The sequence below is a fragment of the Allochromatium vinosum DSM 180 genome (assembly GCF_000025485.1).
GTDB lineage: Bacteria > Pseudomonadota > Gammaproteobacteria > Chromatiales > Chromatiaceae > Thermochromatium > Thermochromatium vinosum.
Window position 1 is genome coordinate 286,654 of the sequence record NC_013851.1, and the last position, 25,219, is coordinate 311,872.

Below are 25,219 nucleotides of genomic sequence, written 5' to 3' on the forward strand. Positions count from 1 at the left end.
ATGAAACACAGACTTTGAAGGCGATTCCCGGAAAAGTTCAATCCCGAGAGTCTTCGTCGGTCATCCGGACCGCGTGCAGTGTCTCCAGCGCCTGCTCATAGTCGAAGCCGCGAATCTGACGATCCAGTCTGTTGGCGGTCTCACCGAAGGCGGCGCGCAGCAGCGGACGCACCTGCTCGAAGAGGTCGTTGACCGCCGTGTCATGATCCGCCAGCAACTCGGCGAGCTGGGTCAGAACGGTGTTCAGTCGGGCACGATCCAGGTCGTCCGCCGGCGCGGCGGGGGCCGGCGGCTGGTCGGCGTCCAGGTGAGGCAGGACGGCGCACAGGTGCCCGGTCAAGGCCTCCAGCTCGGCGGCGAGCAGCTCCAGCACGGGCTGGAGTCGCTCGCTGGGCTGATGTGCGCGTGCCGACTGCTCCAGAGTCTGGGCCAGATCGCGCAGCACATGCGCGCCGAGCGTCGCGGCCGACCCTTTGAGCTGATGCGCCTCGTGTTCGAGTGCGGCCAGATCGCCCCGCCCCAGATGCTCGGCCAGCTGGTCGGTATCCGCACGATGCTGGTCGATGAAGCGACCGAGCAGCCTCAGATAGAGCGCCAGATTACCGCGCAAGGGCTTGAGTCCCTGCTCCAGGTCAAGTCCTGGAATCGACTCCAGCGCCTGTCTGTCCACAAGGCTCGTTGGCGGGGGGGCATTGCGGGTCTCGGTTCGCGGCGCCGGCTGAATGTCCGCCGTGCGTTCCAGTACGTGCGGCAGCCAGCGCGCGAGCGTCTCGGTCAGTCGTTCGGGCTCGATGGGCTTGGCGAGGTGATCGTTCATGCCCGCCTCGATGCACTGCCGGCGGTCGCTCTCGAAGGCGTTGGCCGTCATGGCCAGGATCGGTAGCTCGCGATACTCGGCTCGCGCGCGGATGGCGCGCGTGGCTTCCAGTCCGTCCATGACCGGCATCTGGACGTCCATGAGCACCAGATCATAGGCGTTGGCGCACACCTGCTCCAGGGCTTCCCGGCCGTTCTCGGCCAGCGTCACGCGCGCACCGGTAGCCTGGAGCAACTGGAGGATGACCTCCTGGTTGATCTCGTTGTCCTCGGCGACCAGGATGCGCGCACCGCGCAGGCGCTCGCCATGATCGGCGGGCGTGTCGACCCGATCCTGAACGACGGGCAGATCCCGTGCGCCCTGGAGGGCTGCCGCCAGCGCATCGTGCAGACCAGAGGGCGTCACCGGTTTGGCGAGCACCTGGATGGCGCCCATGTCTTCGCGGCAGCTGTCTGGAAGCTGATCGCCATAGGCCGTCACCATGAGCAGTTCGGGGTGATACCGCACAGGCAGCGCCTGAAGACGCCGGACCGTCTCCAGGCCGTCCATGTCCGGCATCTTCCAGTCGATGGTGATCAGATGATAGGGATCACCGCGTCGATCGGCCTCGATGACGGCCGATACGCCCTCCAGACCGCCGGCGACCGCCTCGGCGCGCAGGCCCAGGCTTTCGAGCAGATGGATCAGGATGGCGCGGGCCTCGGGATGGTCGTCGATCACCAGGGCGCGGCGTCCGCGCAGATCTTCGAGCTTGGGGTCGGGGTGGGCCGGTTCACGCGCCGGTTCGAAGGGGATCTCTAGCCAGAATTCGCTGCCCGTGCCCGGCTGGCTGGACGCGCCGATCCGACCGCCCATGAGTTCGGTCAGACGCTTGCTGATGGCCAGTCCCAGCCCGGTGCCGCCATAGCGGCGCGTGGTGCTGCCGTCGGCCTGCTCGAAGGCGCGGAACAGGCGCGCGAGCTGCTCGGCGGTCATGCCGATGCCGGTGTCGCGGACCGTCCAGCGCAGCCACAGCGTCTCGGGGTCGGCCGCGCCGGCCAGCGGCACGGACATGGGGTAGACCGCGATGGCGATCTGGCCGCGTTCGGTGAACTTGACTGCGTTGCTGATCAGATTGAGCAGGATCTGACCGAGGCGGACGCCATCGCCATGCAGCCGCAGCGGCACATGATCGAGATCCACCAGGACGTTCAGTTCCTTGGCCTGGATCTGATCGGCGACCAGATTGAAGACATGGTCGAGCACGCGCGCCGGCTCGAAGTCGCGGGCTTCGAGCGTGAGCTTCTCGGCCTCGATCTTGGACAGATCCAGGATGTCGTTGATGATCTGGAGCAGATGCTGGGCCGAGTCGTTGAGTCGGTTCAACTGCTCGGTCTGGCGCGGGGTGAGCGGCTCCTGCCGGATGAGATGCGAGTAGCCGATGATCGCGTTCATCGGGGTACGGATCTCGTGGCTCATGTTCGACAGGAAGGCGCTCTTGGCGCGGTTGGCGCCCTCGGCGGCGACCTTGGCCGCTTCCAGCTCGGCGGTGCGGGTGGCGACCAGTTCCTCCAGATGTCCGCGATAGGCTTCCAGCTCGCGCGCCGTCTCCAGGCGCTCGCGCTCCTGCCGCTTCAGTTCGGTGACGTCGCGCCAGACACTGGAGATCAGTGTTCGGCCATCGTGTATGACGCGCCGAAAGTTGATTTCGACATCGTGAATGCGGCCCTCCTTGTCACGATGGCGCGTTGCGAAGCCGCCGATGTCCGCGTTCAGGATGGCGGCAATGTTGGCAGCGATCTCCTCGGACGCCTGTTCGGCCTGGATATCGGTGATCGACAGGCAGGCGAATTCCTCGCGTGTGTAGCCGAGATCACGATAGACCGCATCACTGAAGGCCAGGAAACGCCCGGTCTCCGGATCGACCAGCGCGATGGAGTCCGTGGTCTGGGCGAACATGGTCTCGATCAGCAATTCGCGTTCGGCGAGTCGCCGCGCGTTGGTCAGGTCACGCACGACACCCAGGAATTGGGCGTTGGTGTTCAGCGGGCAGATACGCGCCTCGAACTCGCGCGGACCATCGGGCAGGGGAAGGACGTACTGGAAGCTGACCAGCTCGGAACGCTCGACCGCGGCGGCGAGATATCTGTCGAACAGCGCCGCGACATCGGGCGGCAGCACCTCGCCTGGATGTTTGCCGATGAACTGTTCGGGCGGGACATAGAGCCTGTCGGTCGGCCCGCGAAACTCAAGGATGGTTCCGTCGGGCGCGAACAAGAAGAACAGGTCCGGAATGCTCAGTCGCGGATCCACGGGTGAACTCCGGCCACGTTTGGCGGCTAGTCGTTCAAGCGTCCGGAACCCCATCGAAGAAATCGACCCGCCCGGTCTCCAGCGCGTATTCGGCGCCGACCACCAGCAGTCCGTCGCTTTCGATGAGTGATTCGATGATGCGCGAGCCGTGACGCAGCTGGTTGGCCGAGGCACGGACGTTGGCGCGCACGGCGGCGCCGCGCAGGGCCTCGCGATCGTAACGCAGATCGGTGTCGAGCAGCGGCTGCACCGAGGGTTTGACCCGATCGACGATGGAGGCGATGTTGCGCGATTCGCTGCCTTCGCCTTCGAGCAGGGTCTCGATGGTGGCGGAGACGGCGCCGCAGTGCGAGTGACCCAGAACCACGACCAGCCGGGTGTTGTAGCGTGAGACGGCGAACTCGACGCTGCCGATCTGGGACGGAGCGACCACGTTGCCGGCGACACGGATGACGAACAGGTCGCCGAGTCCCTGATCGAAGAGAATTTCGGCGGGGGCGCGTGAATCCGAACAGCCGAGGATGATGGCGAAGGGTTTCTGGCCGGCGGTCAGTTCGGCGCGGCGCTGATAGCTCATCATGCGGTCGAGGCTGGTGAGGTTTTGCGCGAAGCGCTGATTGCCTTCGCGCAGACGGTCGAGGGCCTCGAGGGCGGAGATCGTGTTGGGCATGGAGCAGGGTCTCTCGTTCGGCGGTGATGTTCGAGTGATGCCGGGGCATCGAACGCGCATTCTATACCGAAGGAACAGTACTGTTTGGCTGTAATTTCAATACATTCCGTTCGCCCTCGCTGCGGGCGATGATGACGGCGCCGCAGGAATCGCTGAAGACGTTGACGGCGGTGCGCATCATGTCGAGCACGCGGTCGACGGCCAGGATCAGGCCGATGCCTTCGAGCGGCAGACCGACGGCGCTCAGGATGATGGCGATGGCCACCAGACTGGCGGCCGGGATGCCGGCCACGCCGATCGAGGTCAGGAGCGCCAGCGAGACGACCAGGAATTGGGTGCCGAGGCTGAGTTCCAGCCCATAGGCCTGGGCGATGAAGAGCACGGCGACGCATTCATAGAGCGCGGTGCCGTCCATGTTGACCGTGGCGCCGAGCGGCAGCACGAAGCTGCTGGTGCGGTTGGAGACCCCGGCGTTTTTCTCCACGCAGTCCATGGTGATCGGCAGCGTGGCCGAGGGGGACGCGGTCGAGAAGGCCGTCACCAGCGCCGCGCCCATGGCAGCATAGTGACGGCGTGGATCGACGCCGCCGAGAAAATAGAGCAGCAGCGGCATCACCACCAGGAAGTGCGTGGCCAGCGCCAGGGTGACGGTCAGGAAGAACAGCGCCAGCGGGCCGAAGGCTTCCAGCCCGGTATCGGCCACGGTGCGCGCGACCAGGGCGAAGACGCCGATGGGCGCGAAACGCATGATGAGATCCGTGATGCGCATCATGATCTCGAACAGACCCTCGAAGAACCGGCGCTGGATGCCGCCCTGAGTCTCGTTCAGGCGCGTGAGGAAGAAGCCGTAGAGCAGGCTGAAGAAGATCAGGCCCAGCATCTGGCCCTGGGCGGCAGCCTCGATCACATTGGTCGGGATCATGCGCAGGAAGACCTCGACCACGTCGCCGGCGTCGCGATCGCCGAGGCGCTCCTGCAGGGCGGCGGCCTCGGCGCTGAAGCCGAACACCTCGGCCGGGTCGCCCTCGACCACGCCCGGCTGGATCAGATTGGCCAGCGCCAGACCGACCAGGATCGCCAGCAGACTGGTCATGGCGTAATAGCCGAGCGTCTTGCCGCCGAGTCGCCCGAGATGTTCCGAGCCGCCCAGTCCCGAGACGCCGACGATGATCGAGGAGACGATCAGGGGCACGATCAGCATCTTGAGCGCATTGAGGAAGAGCTGACCGACGAAGTCGAAGATGGCGTAAAAGCTGACGCCGAACAATCCGGTCTCGCGACCGACGATCAGCCCGACCAGCACAGCCAGGACGAGCGCGATCAGGATCTGCCAGTGGAGCTTGAGTTTGAGCAGCGACATAGCCAGGGTTCCTGTGATCTAGAGCAACGACCGCGCCCGCTGATCGGCGAGCCAGTAGAAGTGATAGGGCGGGATCACCACCCGGTTGTTGAGCAACGCCGGTGAATCACCGCTGACCAGATCCTGGATCTGCCCGCCGCGGAACAGACCGCGATAGGCCGGCGCATCCAGATCGAGATACTGCGGCGTGACATCGAAGTTAGCCGCCACCAGCACCGAACTGCCCGGCATACTCGGATGCGTGCGCAGGAAGGCGAAGATGTGCGGATTGCCCGCGTCGATCAGCTCGCGGTTGTTGAAGTCGGCGAAGGCCGGGGTGTTCTTGCGCACCGCGATCAGGCGCTTGAGTCCGTCGAAGATCCGCTGCTCGACCGTGCCCTGTTCGCGTCGGCGCTCGACCCGGTTCCAGTCGATGCGCGGACGGTGGATCCAGCGCGCATCGCCTGCCTTGTTCACGTCGTCGAGGAAGGAGCAGTCGTTGAGCGTACCGACCTCGTCGCCGTACCAGATCAGTGGGATGCCGCCGAAGGACAGGATCATGCCGTGCAGGGTCAGGATCAGCGCGACCGAATGGTCGATGGCGGTCTGATCGCCCGAGTCGAGCGCCGCGTCCAGTCCGGCCAGCGAGGCCAGCGCCCCGGCGATGCGCGCATCCCCGGTCTTGTGATTGACGCCGAAGGGTCGCCCGCGCGCCGGTGAGCCTTCGAAGGCGCCGGTGAACCAGTCGACCAGAAAGCGCCGATGGGCATAGGGATCATAGTCACAGGCGCGGATGTCGGCATCGTCGAAACCGAGACCGATGTCGTCATGACAGCGCACATAATTCAGCCAGGTGGCACGGTCGAGTTTGACCGGCAGGCTCTTGATGCCCTGGCTCAGGAGTTTGGCGTTCTTGGTCGCCACCGCATCCCAGAGTAGCGCCATGAAGGTGGCGTTGTAGGCGATCTCGCATTCCTTGGCGATGACGGCGTCCTCGCCGAAATACTTGATGATCTCGGAGGGCGCGACGATGGCCTCGGCGATGAACAGCGTGCCGGGGGCGACGACCTGACAGCAGTCCTTCATCATTTGCAGGATCAGATGCGCCTCGCGTTCGTTCTGCGAGGTGGTGCCGATCTTCTTCCACAGAAACGCCACGGCATCGAGCCGCAGGATGTCGGCGCCCTGATTGGCCCAGAACAGCACGATGTCGAGCATTTCGATGAAGACGGCGGGATTGGAGTAGTTCAGATCCCACTGATAGGTGTTGAACACCGTCATCACCCACTTGCCCATGTCGGCGTCCCAGGTGAAGTTGCCGGGCGCGGTCTCGGGGAAGATCTCGGGCAGGGTCTCCTCGAACATGTCGGGCACGTCGCGGTTCGGGAAGACGTAGTAGAAATCCTGATAGGTCTTGTCGCCGTTGCGCGCCCGTTGCGCCCAGTCGTGTTCGTTGGAGGTGTGATTGACCACCACGTCGAGCGTGAGCAGCATCCCGCGCGCGCGCATGGCCTCGCCGAGCGCGCGCACGTCCTCGACCGTACCGGCGCGCGGGTCGATGTCGCGAAAGTCGCTGACCGCATAGCCGCCGTCGCTGGCCCCGAGCGGACAGCGCAGGATCGGCATCACATGGACCATGTTGACGCCCAGCTCCTGGAGATAGGGCAGGCGTTGCATCAGCCCCTGGAGATTGCCGGCGAAACCGTCGAGATAGAGTGCCATGCCGGTCCATTCCTGGCTCAGGAACCAGTTGTGGTTCTCCTCGCGCTCCATGTCGAGCCGGCGCAGTGATTCGGGCCGCGCGATGTAGGCGCGCGCCAGACGCTCGGTCAGCTCGGTGATCCGCTCCTTGAAGTCTTCGCGATGGCCGTAGAGATGGGCGAACAGCGAATGGATGGCATAGAAGTTCGCGCCCAGGCGGGTGTAGAAATGACGCAGATCCTCGCGCACCACCTGATGGCTGAGGTCGTCGAGGATATCGTTGAGAAGGGCGTGTGAAACCTGTTCGTACATGAGCGATACGTCCCCTTGAGGGCCTGAAAAGGGTCATTGACCGACACAGCCATGCGCGGACTGCTCGCCCCTTGATTTCTCCGGTGCAGCAAGCACCGCCTGTAGCCGATGGCGGAACTCGACGAAGCTCGGCATCGCGATTCTGGCTGCATCCACCCGACCGTCGCGCACCAATTCAGCGAGTTGAGCGGCTGTTGACGGCTCACCCAATGCCGCTTCCAATTGCGCTTTGAGTGGTTCGAGGCCGGCGTCGTTTCCCGATGCCTGTTCGATGTGGTCGCAGTGCTGATACGGTTGGAACAACTTGAGGGCACAGAGTAACCAGGCTTCGGACTTGGGATTGGGGATCATGGGGACACCGACCGAACAGCCTTCATAAGCGAAGCCGTGACACATGGAGTCCCATTTGTCGCGCCAGACGCCGCGCCCAGCCGACTGCGTGCCGTCGCCATCCCGGAAAAGTATCGGGATAACAGGTTGCTCCCAGAGCTTGGCCAGCTCGGCGGCAATCTGCGCCAGTCCGCGCGCATTGCGGAAGTAGTAGGCCGTTTCTTTGCCGCGGCGTCGCCCTGGTAAAGAGGCCGGCTGCAATCTTTTCGAGACTTCGGACAGTCGCTGCTTTGAAACACAGAACATCAACTCGGCATCGATGAACGGATAGCCTTCCGAGGTTTCGGCGATCTGATCCACCAGCCAGGCCATGGGACCGGCCTCGAAGGCCGTGCCCATGACGGGGTCAGCCCCCGTACATCGTCCCATGTCGGTTGGACCCTCACCGCTGACGAGGATCAGCATTCGGCCTCTCCACGTTGATGGTGCGCATAGCGTCGATTTCTTCGGGCAGGCGCGACAGGTGCGTATCCACGAAGGCTTCGCCCGGCCCCATGACTTCGAGCTTGGCGGCCAGCGAGGGGATCGAGAAAAAGGGCACCGCTCGCGTGAAGCCCTCCGGCGTCTTGTAGAGGTACTGCACCCCCTCGCGTGCCACCGAGTCGTCCAAGTAGTTCAGGATCATCGGGCTATGCGTCGTGACCAGGATCTGTTGGTGCGCGTTGACCAGCACATCAAGCAGAAACTCGACCAGTTCCGGATTGATGCCGTTTTCGATCTCATCGAACAGCAGAAACTGATGGTCGGTCAGAATCTCAGCCAGGATCGCCATCAGGCGCAGCATCCCGTCGTTGATATGACGAGCCTCGGTATAGAGTCCCTTGTCGCCGAACTGTTCGCGAATCCCCAGTTCTTTCCAGCCCGCGCGTAGCGAGCGGGTCACGAATTGCTCCAAATGGGGATAGGCGGTCTTCAGTTGACTCCCCAGAGTCAGTCGCTGCTCATCCGACAGCTCGGAGAGGAAGGCCGAGAGGCGTTCTCCGCCCATTCCCAATTCGCCCTGGCTTTGGGCGGCACGCTTGCGCAAAAGTTGAGGCGCGAGCAGGTCGAGCGAGGCGGTTTGCTGGAGAAAGCGCTTCAGCGGCAGCAGTGGCTTGGGTAGAACCTCATCTTTGAGCTGAGACAGGATCGAGCCTTCGTATTCGAAGGCGACCTTGGTGCGTGCGACCGTTGCTCCAGCGTGAACGACATCACCGAACCAATAATGTCCATCAGCGACCGAAAGCAGGGTTTTGCCATTGAGCTTCACGGTCTCCTGTGTGCAGCGCAGGAGTGAGCGGTTGAAGCTACAGTCCCAGGAGAAATTTCCATCGGCGCCCGACAGATCGATGCTCAACTTGAGGTTGCTTTTGCCGCTTAGCTTCGAGTTGATATCTCCCGGTTTCCACTGACGCTGCTCCAGCCACTGCGAAACATTGCCCTTGAACAGTCTGGAGATGAAATCGATCGCTTGCAGCACGGTCGATTTGCCCGAGCCGTTCAGACCGATCAGGCAGGTGAACGCGGCCAGCGATAGCTGGAAGTCCACCAGCGACTTGAAGTTGTCGACGTAGATGGATCTCAGACGGATGGGTGGAGCAGGTTGAGCGCTCACGATATGCCTACTTTAACAAGTCTGACCAAAGGGATTCCTGACCAAAAGCCTGTCGTCGATGCGCTGGCCGTCCTGGAGGTCTTCCGTCAGCAGCACCTCGCACTTGGCGCTCAAGGCGGACGCGACGATCAAGGCATCGTAGATCGAAAACCCGTAGTGCTCGCTGATCTCGAGACCGCGCTCATGGGTGGCAAGCAGCAGCGGTTCGACTCGGCACAGCCGGCGAACCGTATCCAGCACCTCATGGATCTCCGGCCAGGACAGACGCAGCTTCCGCGACGCGACGGACGCGAATTCGTTGAGCACCTGTACGCTGATCACACCGCCGGCGGCCAACAACGCCTCGGCGCGATCCGCCTTGGCTACGTCTTCCGACAACAGATAGAGCAGGATATTGGTGTCGAAAAAGACCTTAGCCGCGCTCATGGGCCTCCAGACGGTCGAAACGAAATCCCTCGGGCAACCGGCCCCGGTATTTGCGCAGCCGCTCCAGTAGCGCCCGGTTGTCAGGCGCCTTGCCGATACTCAATGCGCGGGCACTGTCCACCTGAATCTCGATCGCATCGCCCTCATGCAGATCCAGCGCCTCGACCACGGCTGCCGGCAAGCGGACCGCTAAACTGTTACCCCATCTGGACACTTGCATTTTCGCTTCCTTCCACTGTCTTGGATATACTTTTTCGAGTGTATATCAATCGCGTTGCGCGGGCCAGTGCGCGGCTGATTGTCCGCAAGCGTCATCGTTTCCAGTCGGCGATGAGCGGGGCGTAGAGCGCGCGATCTGCACGGGTTGCGCCCCGCTGCCCAACGATCCGCGCCGCAAACGCCTGAGCGCGTTCGAGGACGGTCGCCAGCGGCCAACCGTGGATCAAGCCAAGCAGCGTGACGGCGGCGAACGCATCCCCCGCGCCGACCGTATCGACGACCTCCAGCGCGTGCGGCGGCGCGACCAAGACCGGATCGGCATCCTGAGTCAAGCCAAGCGCCCCCTCGGCGCCGAGCGTGACGATGAGTCCGGCGAGATCGTGACGCTCCAGAAAACGCTGTGCCGACTCGATCAGCGCCGAGCGCGACTCCGGGTCCGACGCCAGCCAGCCCTCGTGCTCGGGCGCGGCATCCGACAGCCGTGCCAGCTCATCGCGATTGAGCTTGACCCAATCGGCCTCAGTCACCAGCTCGCGGGTCTGGTCGAGCGACCACCAGGGTTCGCGCAGATTCACATCCAGAAAGATCAGATCCGGCCCCGCGCTCTTGAGCTCGTCGAGCGTCGCCGCCGACACCGGCCCGCGCAGCGCCAGAGTGCCGTGATAGAGCAGACCGCCCGGCGCGATGTCCTCGGGCGCACGCACGAAGTCATAGGCGCGCTCGGGCACGATGTCATAACTCGGCTCGCCGTCGACCAGACTGACCGTGACCGCCCCGGTCGGATGCTCGGGATCGGTCTGGAGACAGGACGTAATCAGCCCCCAGTCCTCCATGCTTGCCCGAATCTGCTCACCCTCCGAATCCTCGCCCACAGCACTGATGAAGCGCGGCGCGGCGCCGAAGGCCGCCAGATGCCAGGCCACGTTGAAGGGTGCACCGCCGAGCACCCGTCGCCCGTCGGGGAAGTGGTCGAACAGAACCTCGCCGAAGATCTGTACGCTGGTGTGTTTCATCAGTGTCTCCGCGATCAGCCGATCCGATCCGCCAGATCCGGCCTGAAATGGGCCACGCCTTCCAGGATGCCCGCGCCATAGTTGCCGTTCAGCCCGCGCCAGCCGCCCTGGGCGCAATAGAGCCGGTCGGCCAGATCCAGTTCTCGCGACTGCGCGACGGCCATCTCCCGCACCTCGGGATGGGCATTGGCGACCAGGATCGAACGCACCGGACTGACCAGAACCTCCAGATCATTGCCGCTGTCGCCGGCAAAGAGCGTGGTGTCCAGACCGCGCCCGATACGGCACATCAAAAACTCGATGGCGTGCCGCTTGGACGCCTTCGCCGGCAGGATGTCGAGTAGCCCGACCCCAGCCGCCTCGTCGATGCTCCAGATCAGATTCGCACGGACCTCATGGCGCTCCAGACGTTCACGAATCCGGGCGCGCAGCGTCTCCGGGTCGAGATCGGCCGGGGTGTAATAGCTCAGCTTGAACGGCCCCTGCTTTTCGCGTTCCTGCTCGCGCAGTCCGTCGAGATCGGCCAGCCAGTCGGCGATGTCCGCCGGTCCCGCCCAGTCGGTCGCGATCTCGGTCTCCCAGTCCTGCACCCGCTCCCAGACGCCCTCGACGATGACATGCAGACTGGTCCCGACATCGCCGATGACGAAATTGGGCACCGGCAGCGCGTACTCGGCGATCGCCGACTCGATCAGCGCCCGATGGCGTCCGGTGACATAGGCCAGGGCCACCTCGGGTTCGGCCACCAGACGCCTGAACCAGGGACGCGCCTCGGGCGACTCGGGTTCGCGCCCGTTGGGGATCAGGGTGCGATCCAGATCCGTGCACAACAGCAGGGAACGCGCGTTCATGCAGGAGCCTCCGGTTCAGGTTCGGCGACCGGCTGAGGAATCGGATCCGGCACGCGACAGGAGCGGAAGAAGTCGTAATGGTCGATCGCCTCCAGGATGCCCTTGGCATGGGCCTGCTCGGCGAAATAGATCCGGTCGAGATCGGCGAGCTGCGACAGTTCCTCGTGATGGCGATTGGCGACCACCACCGCCAGCGTATTGCCGCGCATCATGTCCTCGTCCGCGCCCGAGCCGCCGACCACCAGCACATGCTCCAGCGGGATGCCGAAGCGGTGGGTGACATAGCGCACCGCCTGACCCTTGCTGGCGCGGATCGGCACGATGTCGAGGAACTGGCCGAAGGCATGGATGACGTTGACGCTCAGCTCGCGCGTGCGCAGCAGGGTGGAGATCTCTTCGACCGAGGGCGCGATCGTCGGATCATAGTGATAGGAGATCTTGAACCGGCTCTGCTCGATCTTGCGCTGCGGCACCAGTCCGGGGATCTCAGCCAGCGCCCGACGCACGGCGCGCGGACTCCAGAGATGATCGACATGGTCGGCCCAGTAGTCGTCGAGCACCAGTTGACCGCTGTAATGGATCTCGGTGCCAAGACTGGTGATGAGCACGTCCGGCACCGGAATGCCGTGGCGTTTGAGTTCGATCAGCACCGAGTCGAGCCGGCGTCCGGTGACGATGCCGAAGTTGGCGCAGCGTTTGTTGCGCTTCATCATCGCCACGAACTGCTCGACGCCCTCGGGATCGCCGAGCAGGCTCTGATCGAGATCGGTGAAGAGTGCGCGGTCGCGGTAGACCATGGCGCGGCGCATCGGCGGCGTGTCGGGAATGTGCTCGTGAAGCTCGGTCAGCGGGCCGATCAGCGCGCGGTAGCGCTCGGCATGGGACGTCCACGAATAGAAGCGGCGCACGCCGGCCAGACCGTTTTGGGAATAGGTCGTCCAGGTTTCGCGGTCTTCCAGGATCTTCAGCAGCGCCTCGGCGATGGCCGTGCGGTCGAGCGGATCGACCAGCAGACCGTTTTTGCAGTTGCCGATGATGTCGACCGGGCCGCCGTTCTCGGTCGCCACCAGCGGCAGTCCGGTCGCCGCCGCTTCGAGCAGCGTCAGTCCGAACGGCTCGGTGAGCGCCGGATTGATGAAGACCCCGCCCGAGCGCGCCACCAGCCGATAGATCTCCGGGACTTCGTCCGCGCTGTGGTGCTTGGGCAGCGCGACCTGACCGTAGAGATCATGGGCGTCGATGGTGATGAGAATATCGGTCAGGACGGTGCGCGCGCCCTCGTCGAGATCGCGGATGTCGTCGCGGTTGCCGGCGACGATCAGCAGATTGGCCAGCGCGCGCAGACGCGGACTCTCGGCATAGGCCTCGACCAGGGCGATGATGTTCTTGCGATGGTCGGCGCGCGAGAGGGCCAGGATCAGCGGTTTGTCCGGCTCGTCGAGAAAGCGCTCGACGACCTCGGCGAAGGGCGGGAGCGGATCGTCGTCGGCCGGGGGATGGAACTGCTTGAGATCCGTGCCGGGCGGGATGACGCGCATGCGCTCGGGCAGATAGTAGTCGTAGAGTCCGTACTGTTCCTCGATCTCGTTGTGGGTGCTGGTGATGACCAGCTCGGCCGTGGCCAGGGTCGTTTCCTCGGCATCGATGCGGCGCAGCATGTTGTAGCGCGCGTCGATCTGATCGCTGTCGAGACCGGCGGCCAGCAGGCGCTGGCGCTTGTCGCGTCCGAGCGAGTGGCCGGTGTGCACCAGGGGCACGCCGATGAGATTGGCCAGCCGTGACCCGACATAGCCGGCGTCGGCATAGTGGCTGTGGATGATGTCGGGCCACTGGCCCTGTTCGTGCAGCAAGGCGGTCAGGTTGTCGACGAAGCCGTCGAGGTGGTCCCAGAGCTGTTCCTTGGGCAGATAGCCCTCGGGACCGGCGTCGAGCCGCAGGATGCGCGCTTTCGCGTTGAGCGGCTCGACGGCTTCGGCGTAATCGGGACTGACGGCCGGGTCGACGACGCGCCGCGTCACCAGATCGACACGCGAGACGTCGGCGCGTTCGCCGAGTGCGCGGGCCAGATCGACCACGTATTTGGTCTGCCCGCCGGTGTCCGCGTCCCGTCCGAGTTCCAGGTCATGACCACGGATCAGTCCGTGGAGGCTGAGCATCAGGATGTACATCGGGTGAAGTTCCCCCGTTTCCTGGCGACCGCGAAGGGCGGTGCCTTCTGTCTCCATGGTTTTCAGGGTAAGGGACTTTGCCGCGGATGCCAATCATGGTGTTTCGCTCCCGACAGACTGGAGCACGCGGCCATCGATTGATGCCTACGCCCGATCAACGTACATTGGTCTGCATCAAGCCAATACAGACCGTGAGCGGACTCAGTTGAAATGATTGGCGTCCTCGCCTATCGCTTTTTGGTGTATATGAGAGTGATCTGACCATCCCATGAATCCAAGCCAAATCCAGGACTTTTTCCGTAACGACCGTTTCGCCGCCCATGTCGGCATCGAGCTGCTGGAGGTCGGGTCGGGGCGTGCGCGTGCTCAGTTGCTGATCGACGACCGGCACCTGAACGCCGTCGGCGTGGCGCACGGCGCGGCCATCTTCAGTCTGGCCGATCTGGTGTTCGCGGTCGCCTCCAACTCACATGGCACGGTCGCGCTCGGCGTGAACGTCTCGGTCTCCTTCATGAAGGCGGCGCGGTGCGGGTTGCTGATCGCCGAGGCCGATGAGGTGTCGATCAATCCCAAGCTCGCGACCTATGTGATCCGCGTCAGCGACGAGGCCGGTCAAGCCGTGGCGCTGATGCAGGGGACCGTCTATCGCAAACAGGAGGCGCTCGATGACTACATCGGCCGTTGACGGATATTCGCCCGACGCCGGACCGGAGCCGCTGGACGACGTGGAGACCGAAGCCCGTGAGCCGGTCGCCTTCGGTCTGATCGTCATCGGCGACGAAGTGCTCAACGGCGCGCGCGTCGACGGGCATCTGCCCGCCTTCAAGCGCCTGATCGGAGAACGCGGTCATACCCTGGCCCGCTACTGGATGCTCCCCGACGACCCGGACGTGCTGACGACGCATCTGCGCTTCTCGATGGGACGACCCGAGCCGGTGTTCGTCTGCGGCGGTATCGGCGCGACCCCGGACGATCACACCCGCGCCTGTGCCGCCGCCGCCGCCCATGTCGAGCTGGTGCGCCATCCCGAGGCGGCACGTCTGATTGAGGACAAGTTTGGCGAGTCGGCCTATCCGCACCGCATCCTCATGGCCGATCTGCCGGCGGGGGCGGATCTGGTGCCCAACCCGGTCAATCAGATGCCGGGCTTCACGCTGGCGCGGCACTGGTTCCTGCCCGGATTCCCGAAGATGGCCTGGCCGATGGCCGAATGGGTGCTGGACCGGCACTTCGGGCGCTGTGTCCAGGCGCGCGAGTCAGCGGTGCTGGTGCGCGGCGTGCCCGAGAGTCAGTTGATCCCGCTGATGCGCCGTCTGACCCTGGAGTATCCCGAACTCAAGCACTTCAGCCTGCCGCACATGGGCGAGGATCCGCACATCCGGCTCGGTTTTCGCGGACGCGATGGACTCGACGACGCCATGCGCGAGTTGCGTCAGGCGCTCGACGAGGCTGCGTTCGAGTACATCGAGGCGCCGGTCGATGGAGCGCGGGAGGACTGAACAACGGCCGCGCCCTCGGGACGCGGCTCAGGAATACCCGCTGTCGCGATAAGCGCGCTGCATCCGGCTGAGCTTATCGATACGGCCCTCGCCCTGGAGCTCGGCGATGGCCTCGCGCAACGCCTGCCGCTGCGTGCCGGCGAGTGCCGCGACGGTCGCCTCGTGGCGGCGCACCGCGCGCAGGCGCTCGGCATCCTCTTCGGTGATGGGTTCATGCGCGGCGCGTTCGACGATCGACTCGATCAGGACGCGGCGGCGCTTCTGCAAGCGCTCGACCATGTCCCAGTCGTCGCCCTGGGCAGCCGGCTTCATCTGATCCGTTGCCGCGACCAGATCGCTGATGAGATCCGTCAGATTGGCCATCGATACTCTCCAGCTCAAACGGGTTCGGTGGTATCCGATCCGGGGGTGTCGGTTTAATATGCCAGCTTCGCCCACGGTCGACGAGGATCTCTTTCGATGCCAGCTCATACCGCTATGCCGGAATGCCGGATCTCGCCCGCTCGTTCGTCTGCTCGCTCACGTCTGTCCCCGCCCATCTCGACATCCACCCGCTACCTTCAGGCCGGCGTGCTGTGCGCCGCGTTGGCCCTGGCACTCACCGGCTGCGAACCGGCCAAGCCCACGGCCGCCAAGCGCGAGATGCCGCCGCCGAGCGTGATCGCGGTCGCCGCCGAGACCCGGACCATCGAGGACGAGGCCAAGTTCGTCGGGCGTGTGGTCGCGGTCGACCGGGTCGAGCTGCGCGCCCGTGTCGAGGGCTTCCTCAAGGAGCGACGCTTCAAGGAGGGCCAGACGGTCGTCGTCGGTGACGTCCTCTTCCTGATCGAGCCTGATCAATATGCCGCCGTGGTCGAGCAGCGTGAAGCCGATCTGGAGAAGGCCAAGGCCGATTCACAGAACGCCGATGCGCAGCTCGCGCGCGGTCTGGAGCTGCTCAAGCAGAAGAACATCGCCCAAGCCAAGGTCGACGAACTCCAGGCCGCCGCCGCCGTCGCCAAGGCCAGCATCGCCCAGGCCCAGGCGGCCTTGAACGCCGCGCGCCTGGATCTGAGCTACACCCGGATCATCGCGCCGATCGCCGGTCGCATCGGCTTGGCCAACCTGAGCGTCGGCAATCTGGTCGGCCCCTCATCCGGGGTGCTGGCCACCATCGTCAGCCGCGATCCGATCCATGTCCAGTTCCCCGTGACGCAGCGCGATCTGCTGGCCGCACGGCGTCAGATCGAGTCCAAGGGCGGCGATCCGCGTAAGGTCGTGATCCAGGCGCGCCTGCCCAACGGCAAGCTTTACGAGCATTCGGGACATCTGGATTTCGTCGATGTCACCACTGATCGCGCGACCGATTCGGTGACGCTGCGCGCCGAGTTGCCCAATCCCAATGGCACGCTGGTCGATGGTCAGTACGTCGGTGTGGTGGTGCAGAGTGGCGAGCCGGAGTCGGCGATCCTGATTCCACAGTCAGCTCTCCAGGTCGATCAGCAGGGACTCTATGTGCTGATCGTCGACGCAGAGGGTAAGGCGCAGGTCCGCCGTGTCAAGACCGGCCAGACCAAGGGCGCCGAGATTGCCGTCACGCAGGGCCTGAACGCCGGTGATCTGGTCATCGTCGAGGGCATCCAGGGCGTCACCCCCGGTCAGCCGGTCAAGGCCGCTCCGCCCCAGCAGGCTGAAACGGGAGCCAAGCCATGATCTCGGACGTCTTCATCGATCGCCCGCGACTGGCGATCGTCATCTCGGTGGTGCTGACCCTGGTCGGTCTGGTCGCGCTGACCCAGCTGCCGGTCGCCCAGTTCCCCGACATCGTCCCGCCCCAAGTCTCGGTGAGCACCAGCTATCCGGGCGCAAGCGCCGCCGTGGTCGAGTCGACCGTCGCCCAGCCGCTGGAGTCGCGTATCAACGGCGTCGACAACATGCTCTACATGAAGTCGTCGAGCAACAACGACGGCAGCTACTCCCTCACCGTCACCTTCGCGCTCGGCACCGACCCGGACATCAACACGGTCAACGTCCAGAACCGCGCCAATCTGGCCATGGCCCAGCTTCCCGAGGAGGTCAAGCGCCAGGGGCTGACGGTCAAGAAGCAGTCCTCGGCCATGTTGCAGGTGGTGGCGCTCTATTCGCCCAAGAACTCTTATGACGGACTCTTCCTGAGCAACTATGCCGCCATCAACGTCATCGACACCCTGGCGCGCGTGCCCGGTGTCGGTGAGGTCTCGCAGTTCGGTCCGCTCGACTACAGCATGCGCATCTGGCTCGATTCGGATCGGCTGACCGCGCTCGGACTGACGCCCTCGGATGTCGTCTCGGCGATCCAGAGCCAGAACGTCCAGGCCGCCGTCGGGCGCATCGGCGCCCAGCCCATGACCTCGGATCAGCAGTTCCAGATCACGCTCCAGACCCAGGGCCGGCTGAGCGATGTCGAGGAGTTCGAGCGCATCCTGGTGCGCGCCAACCCGGACGGCTCGCGCATCCTGGTGAGCGATGTCGGGCGGGTGGAACTGGGCGCCAAGCAGTCCGACGCCGTCAGCCGGCTCGATGGGCGACCCACGGCGGCCATGGCCATCTATCTGGCGCCGGGCGCCAATGCCGTGTCGGTGGCCGATGGTGTCGACGCGGCCATGCAGAAGCTCGCCGAGCGCTTCCCGGACGATCTCGATTACGCGGTCGTCTATGACACCACGGACTTCGTCAAGGCCAGTCTGGAGAAGGTCGTCCACACGCTCTTTGAAGCCTTCGTGCTGGTCATCCTGGTGGTGTTCCTGTTCCTGGGAAGCTGGCGTGCGACTCTGATTCCGCTGATCGCGGTGCCCGTGGCCCTGATCGGCACCCTGGCGTTCCTGCTGCTCATCGGTTTCTCGCTCAACACCATTTCGCTGCTGGCGATGGTGCTGGCCATCGGCATCGTGGTCGACGACGCCATCGTGGTGGTCGAGAACGTCGAGCGGCTCATGGAAGAGGAGGGGCTGTCGCCGCGCGAGGCGGCCAAGAAGGCGATGGGCCAGATCACAGGTCCCATCATTGCCATCACGCTGGTGCTGCTGTCGGTGTTCCTGCCGGTGGCCTTCATTCCCGGCATCACCGGGCAACTGTTCCAGCAGTTCGCGGCCGTGGTCGCCTTCTCGATGCTGATCTCGGCGATCAATGCGCTCACGCTCTCGCCGGCGCTGTGCGCCCTGCTGCTCAAACCGACCCATCACCAGCGCGGAATCATGCGTTACGTCATGGGCGGCATCGATCGGGTGCGCGACGGCTATGCGGCCGTGGTGCGGCGTCTGGTGCGTTTTTCGCTGCTGGTGCTGGTGTTGATCGCGGGTGTCGGACTGGCGACCGGCTGGCTGTTCAAGATCACGCCGACCGGCTTCCTGCCGACCGAGGATCAGGGCGCCTTCATGGCCCATGTCCAGCTGCCCGAGGGCGCCTCGGTCAACCGCACCCTGGCGGTCGTCGAGCAGGTCGAGCAGATCGTGCTGGCTGATCCAGCGGTGGAGCATGTGATCGCCATCCCGGGTTACAACATCGTCGACGGCAGCATCCAGTCCAATGCGGCGGCGATCGTCGGCCGGCTCAAGCCGTTCGAGGAGCGCACAACACCGGATCTGGCGGCGACAGCGGTCATCCGGCGCATCGCCGTCGAGACTGCCGGACTGTCGGCGGCGCGCGTGATGCCCTTCAACCTGCCGCCCATCGTCGGTCTGGGCACGGGCAGCGGATTCGAGTATCAGCTACTCGATCTCCAGGGCAGCGAGCCGGCCGATCTGGCGGCGGTGATGCGCGGTCTGGTGCTGGCGGCCAATCAGGATCCGGTGCTCTCGCGCGTCTATTCGACCTGGACCACCAGCAATCCGCAGGTCGATCTCAAGCTCGATCGCGAGAAAGCGCAGACGCTCGGGTTGCCGATCAACAGCATCTTCAACGCGCTCCAGTCGACGCTCGGCGGCTACTATGTCAACGACTTCAACCGTTTCGGCCGGGTCTGGCAGGTCAAGATCCAGGGCGAGGAGTCCGATCGCGAAGCCTTCGAGGACGTCTACCGCATCCATGTGCGCAACACCGAGGGCGAGATGGTGCCGCTGCGCGCGCTCATGTCGGCCGAGCTGATCGTCGGCCCGCAGCTCATCCAGCGCTACAACAACTATCGCAGTGTCACGCTCCAGGGCGGTCCCAAACCGGGCTACAGCTCAGGCGAGGCGATCGCGGCCATGGAGCGCGTTTCGGTCGAGACCCTGCCGAACGGCTATGGCTTTTCCTGGACCGGCACCGCGCTCCAGGAGAAGGACGCCGGCGGCAAGACGCCGATCGTGCTGGGGCTGGCGGTGCTCTTCGCCTATCTGTTCCTGGTCGGACTCTACGAGAGCTGGTCGATGCCGACGGTGGTGCTGCTCTCGGTGACGGTCGGGGTGCTCGGGGCCATGGTGGCGCTTCTGATCGCCCGGCTGGCCAACGATCTCTATGCCCAGGTCGGGCTGGTGGTGCTGATCGGTCTGGCGAGCAAGAACGCCATCCTCATCGTCGAGTTCGCCATGGAGCAGCGCGCCTCGGGCCGATCCATTCTGGAGGCGGCCGTCACGGGCGCGCGGTTGCGGATTCGGGCCGTGCTCATGACCAGCTTCGCCTTCATCCTGGGGCTGGTGCCGCTGATCCTGGCCAGCGGGGCCGGGGAGGCCAGTCAGCGCGCGGTCGGCACGGCGGTCTTCGGCGGAATGCTGGCGGCGGCCCTGATCGGTATCTTCCTGATCCCGATGCTCTATGTGGTCTTCCAGCGGCTGCGCGAATGGGCGCATGGCAGTGCGTCACAGCATGGCGGCGCCGAACCTAACGCCAGCCATCCAAACGAGGCGCATCCATGACCTGCCGGCTCAAGGCACACTGACGATCAGCGAGGATGTCGAGGTTCCATCGCTGGTTGCCGAGTGGCCGACGGGCTGAATCGGCGCCAAATGCCCCCATATCCGTGATCGTTTCTGCTGTGACGTCCAACGAACGACAACTGTTGTATTAGAGAACCAAACATGCCGTATCAATCCGTTCGGCGCTTCGTCGCGCTCATCGTCGCCAGTCTCGTTTTCGTCGCCGGTGCCCAGGCGGGCGGACTCGACCTCAGCCCGCAAGAGGCGCTCGCCAAGGCCAAAGCGGGGGAGATCCTGCTGATCGACATCCGTACCCCGCCCGAGTGGCGCGAGACCGGCGTGGCTCCCGAGGCTCACCGCATCGACATGACCGACCCCAAATTCCTTGAGCGTCTGCTCCAGGACATGGGCGGCGACAAGTCGGCCCCCATCGCCCTGATCTGCCGCACCGGCAACCGCAGCGGCTATGTGCAGAAGCAGTTGCAGAAGATGGGATTCAGCCAGGTCCACAACGTCCCCGAGGGCATGGCGGGCAGCCGCTCCGGTCCGGGCTGGATTCGTCGCGGTCTGCCTGTGGAAACCTGTACCAACTGCTGAACCTGACCGTCCGCGCATCCCGGATATCCAATCCCTTGAAACCACCTTTCAACAAGGAAATCTGATGAAGAAGTCCCCGCTCGCGCTCGCCGCCGTCCTGTTCGCCGTTGCCGTGACCCCGGCCCTGGCCGCCAATCCCAAGGTTGCGCTCGATGTCAGCATCGGCGGCCAGCCCGCCGGAACCATCACCCTGGAACTCTTCGCCGACGTAGTGCCCAGGACGGCCGAGAACTTCCGCGCCCTCTGCACCGGCGAGAAGGGCGAGGGACTGGCCTATGCCGGCAGTCCCTTCCACCGCATCATTCCCGGCTTCATGATCCAGGGCGGCGACTTCACCAACGGCAACGGCACCGGCGGCAAGTCGATCTACGGCGAGATGTTCGAGGACGAGAACTTCACCCTCAAGCACGAGTCGGCCGGCACCCTGTCCATGGCCAACGCCGGTCCCAATACCAACGGTTCGCAGTTCTTCATCACAGTCGACTCGACCCCCTGGCTCGATGGTCGGCACGTGGTCTTCGGCAAGGTGGTCGATGGCATGGACGTGGTGCGCGCCATGGAGCAGCAGGGCAGCCGTTCGGGCCGCACCCAGGCACCCGTGATGCTCGAAGCCTGTCGTCAACTCTGAAGGCTCCAGGAGGCGATCGCCGTTGCGGTTGCCTCGGACTTCGTGGAGCGAGACTCAGGGGGCCGCACCGAGATAACCGGAGTCTCGCAATTCGTCGATCGTGGTGTTTATCGTGCTCGAAAGCACCTCGATCATCGATTCGAGCGAAATGTCTCCTCCGCGTATCTGCTGTTCGAATGTTTGTGTGATCTCGGCCAGAGTTTGCGCGCCAATGTTGCCCGCGCTGCCTTTCAGTGAGTGTAGGATATGAGCGCATTCGGGTAACTCGCGGCATTCCGCATGCTGTCTGAGCGCTTGCAGTTGGCGCTCGAATTGCTGGGCGAATGTATTCGTCACCTCGAAAAAGTCACTCTCTCCAAGCGTTTCGCGCAGGGTGTCGAGCACGTCATGATTCAAGTGGCGCATCGTGGCCTCCCAATGTGTTTCCGATAACGATGGTCTTCGCCCTGTCGAGTGCGTTCGATCATATGAGATTTCATCATGCCGTGCGAGCGGCTGATCCGCTGTTCGGCGTCAGTCGATGCTTTATGGATGACCGGGAAATCTGGAGCAATACCGAGACCTTATTGAAAAATCCGGAGACACTGTGTGATCCGCGTCATGATCGTCGAAGATGATCCGGCAACCGGCGCCCTGCTGCGTCAGCTCGTCAGGCGGATCTGGCCAGGGGCCACCGTGACGCTGGATGCCGATCCGTTGCTGGCGCTCGATCGCTGGCGCACGCAGGGTGCGGATCTGATCCTGCTCGATTGGGAGCTGCCCGGAATGAGCGGACTCGAGATCCTCAAGACCATTCGTCGCTTGGGTGCGAAGACCAGCTGTGTGATGATCACGAGTCATTCCGACCGCGAGCAGATACTCGCTGCACGTGCCTTTCATGTCGACGCCTATATCGTCAAGCCGTTCGATGCCAAACAGATCATGGAACGTCTGTCACGCATCGTCGATGTGGATATGGCATCCGATGTTTCGTGTGAATCGTTCGAGAGCCTGGATGACTTCATCGAGAGCCGGTTGAAACAGGATCTGCCTGGACTGCCCATTGCCCCCGAACTCGTCGAGCGCATAGTGGGTATCCGCGCAATGGAAGCGCCGGAACGTATTCGATTGCTGCGTGAATGCCAGTTCGAGCCGGGGCTGTTGTTTCGTATGCTGAGCCTGGCCAATAGCAGCCGCTATATCGACGGAATGGATGTCGTGGAGACCTTCGAGGGCGCTATTCGCAAGATCGGTCTCGATGCATTCATCAATCTGGCCGTCGAGGTCTCATTGCATCCCGGAAGTCACATCGAACATGCGAGTCTGGCTCACAAGTGCTTTGAGCTTCGGCGTAGAGCGATGTCGCTGGTTGGGATTCTCGTCAAACTCAGAGAGCACCTCGAATTCAATCTCGACAGTTGCCGCACCGCCTGCATCCTGCACTCCATGGCCGAGTTGTCCCTGCTCCAGCTCATGCAAACCTGGGTCGACGCCGGCCACGCCATCGACGAGACGACCCGTGACGCGGTTTTCGATCGCTATACGGAGCGTGCGCGCGAGCCGCTCCAGGCCCAATGGACCATCCCCAATACGCTCCGCGAGCGCATCGATGCGCTCGATCGACTGCCCGCAGGCACTGTGGTGCGCAAAGAACCCATCATCATGCGGATCGTGGCACTCCTGCATGCGGGCGATCCTCAGCGTGAGCTACCGCGTTTGATGGCCCGCTTTGGTCTCAGCGGCAGGATCGACGCCATTTCAACCGGAAGCGCGTCTTGAATCCGCTGCACCGGCATCTGAAGACGACGCTGAAACGCTGGCGACCAGAGCCGGAACCCGCCTCAGTGGGTCGAATCTGAGCGTGTGGCCGGGTCTCGCACGCGCAGAAAGCTGGCGAAGCGTGGAATGCCGTTGCGGGTGCGTCCGTGGTATTTGAAGGTCACGCGGCTGCCGATCGGTGGCGGTGAGCGTCGCTCGGCGTCGCTGAAGCCGCTGCCGAGACGGAAGCGCTGCCCCGAGGGTTCCTCGACCAGGAGTGCGCCCAGCATCCCCTCGTACTTGCCCTTGCCCGGCAGATGCGCGATCACGCGGGCCTCGGCGTCCAGATAGGGCTTGACCTTGATGAGGTCGTCGCTGCGTCCGGCGCGATAGGGGGCGTCGTCGCGATGCAGCATCAGCCCTTCGCCGCCGCCGGCGACGACCGTTTCCAGACGCGCCATCAGGTCGGCGTGATCGGCGACCCGGAATTGTTCCACGGGGGCGATGCGCGGATTCGGCGTGTCGGCCAGCAGACGTTCGAGCGCCTGGAGGCGCTCGCCGAAGGGGGCGTCCATACCCGGCAGGTCGAAGACCCGGTAGCTCACCGCGCGCCAGGCGTCGTGATCCGGTTCCAGGCTCCGCACTGTGCCCGACAGGACCTCGAAGGTGCCGCGCCCCATCCAGAGTTCGCCGTCCAGCGGGATGGCTGGAAAGCCGTCCGTGAACCAGACGGGCACCGCGATCGGCTGACCGCCGCGTGTGATCAGCCTGGAACCATCCCAATAGGCTCTGACTCCATCGAGTTTTTCGCTCACCCAGTAGCGCGACAGATCGATGCCTTCGCGGTAGACGTTGGCCAGGATCAGCGCGGGTGGTGTCGCAGCCTGCTCGGTCGTGGTCTGGGGGGCCGTGACGGAGCGTGGGGACACGTCCGCCACGACTGGCGGTGTACAGCCGAGAACCAGGATCAGCGCCAGGAACGCTCCGCGCCAGCTCCAGAAGCCGGCGCAGCGTTCCCAATATCGCGTTTCTCTGTTGTGCCGCATGGCGGAGAAGGCAATCCAGCCGATCTCAGGTCATGACGCCAGGCGCGGCGCTGTAGCTGTCGAGCACGTTGATGTAGTTGGCGCGCTCCAGCTCGGCCGGGTTGGGAACGGTCAGGGCGCTGACCCGGCCCCGGAAGTCCTCGACCGACTCGAAGCCCTGTTCCTCCATCCAGTCGGCGATGCCGCGCAGGATCAGGCCGGTATAGACCGGTCCCTTCTGGAGCAGCACGCTGCATAGATGGACCACGTCAGCCCCGGCGAGCAGCAGCTTGATGGCGTCCTCCGAGGTATGGATCCCGCCGGTGGCGCCCAGCGACAACCCCGGAACCCGACCGTAGAGGAGCGCGATCCAGCGCATGGCCAGCAGCGCCTCGGCGGAGGTGGAGGGATGCAGCCGCGCCTGGAGGCGCAGACTGTCGATGTTGATGTCAGGCTGATAGAAGCGGTTGAACAGCGAGACGCCATTGGCCCCGGCCGCCGCCAGCCGTCCGACGAAGTGCCCGATGGAGCTGAAACTCGGCGAGAGCTTCATGTTGATCGGAATCCGGATCCGGCCCCGCAGTTCGGTCAACAGATCCAGATAGCGCTGCTCGACCTGCGCGCCGTTCTGGCTGATGTCACCAGCGATGTAATAGACATTGAGCTCGAGCGCGTCGGCTCCGGCCTGCTGGAGTTCGAGCGCGTGCTTGACCCAGCCGCCGGTCGTGACTCCATTGAGACTGGCGATCACCGGGATGTCCAGGCTCTCCTTCAGCCGCCGGATCTGTTCCAGATACCGCTCCAGGCCATTCTCGAAGTCCTGATGATCGGGCAGGAAGCCGGCGCTCGATTCGGCGAATCCGGTGTCCTGATGATGCAGGAAGCGCGTCATGGATTCGGCCTCGGCCGTGATCGCCTCCTCGAACAGCGAATACATGACGATGGCCGCCGCGCCGCTGTCCTCCATCTCGCGTGCGGCCGAGAGGCTCCGGGAGAGCGGCGAGGCGGACGGCACCAGGGGGTTCTTGAGCGTCAGTCCGAGATACGTTGTCTTCAGGTTCATAGCCTTTGAAACCTCGTGCTAGAGACGT

At 64.2% G+C, this 25,219-nt stretch carries 22 protein-coding genes; 7 read left to right on the forward strand and 15 right to left on the reverse strand.

The genetic code is table 11. The annotated features are described in order from the left end of the window. Positions 1-37: 37 nt before the first annotated feature. The 11 genes from ALVIN_RS01220 to ALVIN_RS01270 form a co-directional block, all read right to left on the reverse strand. Positions 38-3,109 carry a hybrid sensor histidine kinase/response regulator gene (locus tag ALVIN_RS01220; RefSeq protein ID WP_012969483.1) on the reverse strand — a complete coding sequence of 1,024 codons (3,072 nt, stop codon included), beginning with the start codon at positions 3,107-3,109 and terminating at the stop codon, positions 38-40. A gap of 34 nt (positions 3,110-3,143) precedes the next feature. Continuing rightward, entirely contained in the window at positions 3,144-3,779 is a 636-nt protein-coding gene (locus ALVIN_RS01225; protein WP_012969484.1) for a carbonic anhydrase, read from the reverse strand. A 61-nt stretch (positions 3,780-3,840) separates the two neighbouring features. Then, a complete protein-coding gene (locus tag ALVIN_RS01230; protein ID WP_012969485.1) occupies positions 3,841-5,139 on the reverse strand; it encodes a dicarboxylate/amino acid:cation symporter in 1,299 nt (432 codons plus the stop codon). Between the two features lie 18 nt (positions 5,140-5,157). After that, positions 5,158-7,131, reverse strand: a complete 1,974-nt coding sequence (locus ALVIN_RS01235) for an alpha-amylase family glycosyl hydrolase (protein ID WP_012969486.1) — start codon at positions 7,129-7,131, stop codon at positions 5,158-5,160. Positions 7,132-7,164: 33 nt separating this feature from the next. Then, entirely contained in the window at positions 7,165-7,926 is a 762-nt protein-coding gene (locus ALVIN_RS01240) for a hypothetical protein (RefSeq protein ID WP_012969487.1), read from the reverse strand. Further along, positions 7,904-9,115 (reverse strand): AAA family ATPase, encoded by a 1,212-nt coding sequence (locus tag ALVIN_RS01245; protein ID WP_012969488.1) that lies wholly within the window; start codon positions 9,113-9,115, stop codon positions 7,904-7,906. Before ALVIN_RS01245 ends, ALVIN_RS01240 begins: the two co-directional genes overlap by 23 nt. A gap of 12 nt (positions 9,116-9,127) precedes the next feature. Continuing rightward, positions 9,128-9,541, reverse strand: a complete 414-nt coding sequence (locus ALVIN_RS01250) for a PIN domain-containing protein (RefSeq protein WP_012969489.1) — start codon at positions 9,539-9,541, stop codon at positions 9,128-9,130. Continuing rightward, positions 9,528-9,761: an AbrB/MazE/SpoVT family DNA-binding domain-containing protein gene (locus ALVIN_RS01255; protein ID WP_012969490.1), complete on the reverse strand. Its 234-nt coding sequence runs from the start codon at positions 9,759-9,761 to the stop codon at positions 9,528-9,530. The genes ALVIN_RS01250 and ALVIN_RS01255 overlap by 14 nt, the downstream gene beginning before the upstream one ends. Before the next feature lie 91 nt (positions 9,762-9,852). Next, complete coding sequence (locus ALVIN_RS01260) at positions 9,853-10,773, reverse strand: PfkB family carbohydrate kinase (protein WP_012969491.1); 921 nt, start codon at positions 10,771-10,773, stop codon at positions 9,853-9,855. Positions 10,774-10,787: 14 nt separating this feature from the next. Continuing rightward, on the reverse strand, positions 10,788-11,624 hold the full coding sequence (locus ALVIN_RS01265; protein ID WP_012969492.1) for an HAD-IIB family hydrolase: 837 nt from the start codon (positions 11,622-11,624) through the stop codon (positions 10,788-10,790). Beyond that, the gene (locus ALVIN_RS01270; RefSeq protein ID WP_043795467.1) at positions 11,621-13,792 is read right to left on the reverse strand and encodes an HAD-IIB family hydrolase; all 2,172 of its coding nucleotides are present in this window, start codon (positions 13,790-13,792) and stop codon (positions 11,621-11,623) included. The genes ALVIN_RS01265 and ALVIN_RS01270 overlap by 4 nt, the downstream gene beginning before the upstream one ends. A gap of 268 nt (positions 13,793-14,060) precedes the next feature. On the opposite strand from ALVIN_RS01270, the gene ALVIN_RS01275 reads away from it, so the two are divergent. Next, positions 14,061-14,477, forward strand: coding sequence for a PaaI family thioesterase (locus ALVIN_RS01275; protein WP_012969494.1), 417 nt, complete (start codon positions 14,061-14,063; stop codon positions 14,475-14,477). Continuing rightward, positions 14,458-15,291 (forward strand): competence/damage-inducible protein A, encoded by an 834-nt coding sequence (locus ALVIN_RS01280; RefSeq protein ID WP_081442699.1) that lies wholly within the window; start codon positions 14,458-14,460, stop codon positions 15,289-15,291. Before ALVIN_RS01275 ends, ALVIN_RS01280 begins: the two co-directional genes overlap by 20 nt. A 27-nt stretch (positions 15,292-15,318) precedes the next feature. On the opposite strand, the gene ALVIN_RS01285 is transcribed toward ALVIN_RS01280, so the two are convergent. Beyond that, positions 15,319-15,654, reverse strand: coding sequence for a flagellar protein FliT (locus ALVIN_RS01285; RefSeq protein WP_012969496.1), 336 nt, complete (start codon positions 15,652-15,654; stop codon positions 15,319-15,321). 96 nt (positions 15,655-15,750) lie between these two features. Between ALVIN_RS01285 and ALVIN_RS01290 the strand changes: the two genes are divergently transcribed. From ALVIN_RS01290 to ALVIN_RS01305, 4 genes are all read left to right on the forward strand, one after another. Further along, a complete protein-coding gene (locus ALVIN_RS01290; protein ID WP_012969497.1) occupies positions 15,751-16,983 on the forward strand; it encodes an efflux RND transporter periplasmic adaptor subunit in 1,233 nt (410 codons plus the stop codon). Then, entirely contained in the window at positions 16,980-20,141 is a 3,162-nt protein-coding gene (locus ALVIN_RS01295) for an efflux RND transporter permease subunit (protein WP_012969498.1), read from the forward strand. Before ALVIN_RS01290 ends, ALVIN_RS01295 begins: the two co-directional genes overlap by 4 nt. A gap of 162 nt (positions 20,142-20,303) precedes the next feature. Next, entirely contained in the window at positions 20,304-20,738 is a 435-nt protein-coding gene (locus ALVIN_RS01300) for a rhodanese-like domain-containing protein (protein ID WP_012969499.1), read from the forward strand. A gap of 64 nt (positions 20,739-20,802) precedes the next feature. Then, the gene (locus ALVIN_RS01305) at positions 20,803-21,366 is read left to right on the forward strand and encodes a peptidylprolyl isomerase (protein ID WP_012969500.1); all 564 of its coding nucleotides are present in this window, start codon (positions 20,803-20,805) and stop codon (positions 21,364-21,366) included. A gap of 54 nt (positions 21,367-21,420) precedes the next feature. On the opposite strand, the gene ALVIN_RS16415 is transcribed toward ALVIN_RS01305, so the two are convergent. After that, positions 21,421-21,771 (reverse strand): Hpt domain-containing protein, encoded by a 351-nt coding sequence (locus ALVIN_RS16415; protein ID WP_012969501.1) that lies wholly within the window; start codon positions 21,769-21,771, stop codon positions 21,421-21,423. A gap of 195 nt (positions 21,772-21,966) precedes the next feature. Here ALVIN_RS16415 and ALVIN_RS01315 point away from each other — a divergent pair, with 195 nt between their 5' ends. After that, positions 21,967-23,124 carry a response regulator gene (locus tag ALVIN_RS01315; RefSeq protein ID WP_043795468.1) on the forward strand — a complete coding sequence of 386 codons (1,158 nt, stop codon included), beginning with the start codon at positions 21,967-21,969 and terminating at the stop codon, positions 23,122-23,124. Positions 23,125-23,186: 62 nt separating this feature from the next. Here the strand turns inward: ALVIN_RS01315 and ALVIN_RS01320 are convergent, their stop codons facing one another. Beyond that, positions 23,187-24,032: a DNA ligase gene (locus tag ALVIN_RS01320; protein ID WP_223295244.1), complete on the reverse strand. Its 846-nt coding sequence runs from the start codon at positions 24,030-24,032 to the stop codon at positions 23,187-23,189. A 142-nt stretch (positions 24,033-24,174) separates the two neighbouring features. Further along, the gene (locus ALVIN_RS01325; protein ID WP_012969504.1) at positions 24,175-25,191 is read right to left on the reverse strand and encodes a dihydroorotate dehydrogenase-like protein; all 1,017 of its coding nucleotides are present in this window, start codon (positions 25,189-25,191) and stop codon (positions 24,175-24,177) included. Between the last annotated feature and the right edge of the window lie 28 nt (positions 25,192-25,219).

Bases quoted from the DNA above. Each gene is read 5' to 3' on its own strand.
- ALVIN_RS01225 (WP_012969484.1), bottom strand. From the start codon at position 3,779: ATGCCCAACACGATCTCCGCCCTCGAGGCCCTCGACCGTCTGCGCGAA.
- ALVIN_RS01230 (WP_012969485.1), bottom strand. From the start codon at position 5,139: ATGTCGCTGCTCAAACTCAAGCTCCACTGGCAGATCCTGATCGCGCTC.
- ALVIN_RS01235 (WP_012969486.1), bottom strand. From the start codon at position 7,131: ATGTACGAACAGGTTTCACACGCCCTTCTCAACGATATCCTCGACGAC.
- ALVIN_RS01240 (WP_012969487.1), bottom strand. From the start codon at position 7,926: ATGCTGATCCTCGTCAGCGGTGAGGGTCCAACCGACATGGGACGATGT.
- ALVIN_RS01250 (WP_012969489.1), bottom strand. From the start codon at position 9,541: ATGAGCGCGGCTAAGGTCTTTTTCGACACCAATATCCTGCTCTATCTG.
- ALVIN_RS01255 (WP_012969490.1), bottom strand. From the start codon at position 9,761: ATGCAAGTGTCCAGATGGGGTAACAGTTTAGCGGTCCGCTTGCCGGCA.
- ALVIN_RS01260 (WP_012969491.1), bottom strand. From the start codon at position 10,773: ATGAAACACACCAGCGTACAGATCTTCGGCGAGGTTCTGTTCGACCAC.
- ALVIN_RS01265 (WP_012969492.1), bottom strand. From the start codon at position 11,624: ATGAACGCGCGTTCCCTGCTGTTGTGCACGGATCTGGATCGCACCCTG.
- ALVIN_RS01270 (WP_043795467.1), bottom strand. From the start codon at position 13,792: ATGTACATCCTGATGCTCAGCCTCCACGGACTGATCCGTGGTCATGAC.
- ALVIN_RS01275 (WP_012969494.1), top strand. From the start codon at position 14,061: ATGAATCCAAGCCAAATCCAGGACTTTTTCCGTAACGACCGTTTCGCC.
- ALVIN_RS01280 (WP_081442699.1), top strand. From the start codon at position 14,458: ATGACTACATCGGCCGTTGACGGATATTCGCCCGACGCCGGACCGGAG.
- ALVIN_RS01285 (WP_012969496.1), bottom strand. From the start codon at position 15,654: ATGGCCAATCTGACGGATCTCATCAGCGATCTGGTCGCGGCAACGGAT.
- ALVIN_RS01290 (WP_012969497.1), top strand. From the start codon at position 15,751: ATGCCAGCTCATACCGCTATGCCGGAATGCCGGATCTCGCCCGCTCGT.
- ALVIN_RS01295 (WP_012969498.1), top strand. From the start codon at position 16,980: ATGATCTCGGACGTCTTCATCGATCGCCCGCGACTGGCGATCGTCATC.
- ALVIN_RS01300 (WP_012969499.1), top strand. From the start codon at position 20,304: ATGCCGTATCAATCCGTTCGGCGCTTCGTCGCGCTCATCGTCGCCAGT.
- ALVIN_RS01305 (WP_012969500.1), top strand. From the start codon at position 20,803: ATGAAGAAGTCCCCGCTCGCGCTCGCCGCCGTCCTGTTCGCCGTTGCC.
- ALVIN_RS16415 (WP_012969501.1), bottom strand. From the start codon at position 21,771: ATGCGCCACTTGAATCATGACGTGCTCGACACCCTGCGCGAAACGCTT.
- ALVIN_RS01315 (WP_043795468.1), top strand. From the start codon at position 21,967: ATGATCGTCGAAGATGATCCGGCAACCGGCGCCCTGCTGCGTCAGCTC.
- ALVIN_RS01325 (WP_012969504.1), bottom strand. From the start codon at position 25,191: ATGAACCTGAAGACAACGTATCTCGGACTGACGCTCAAGAACCCCCTG.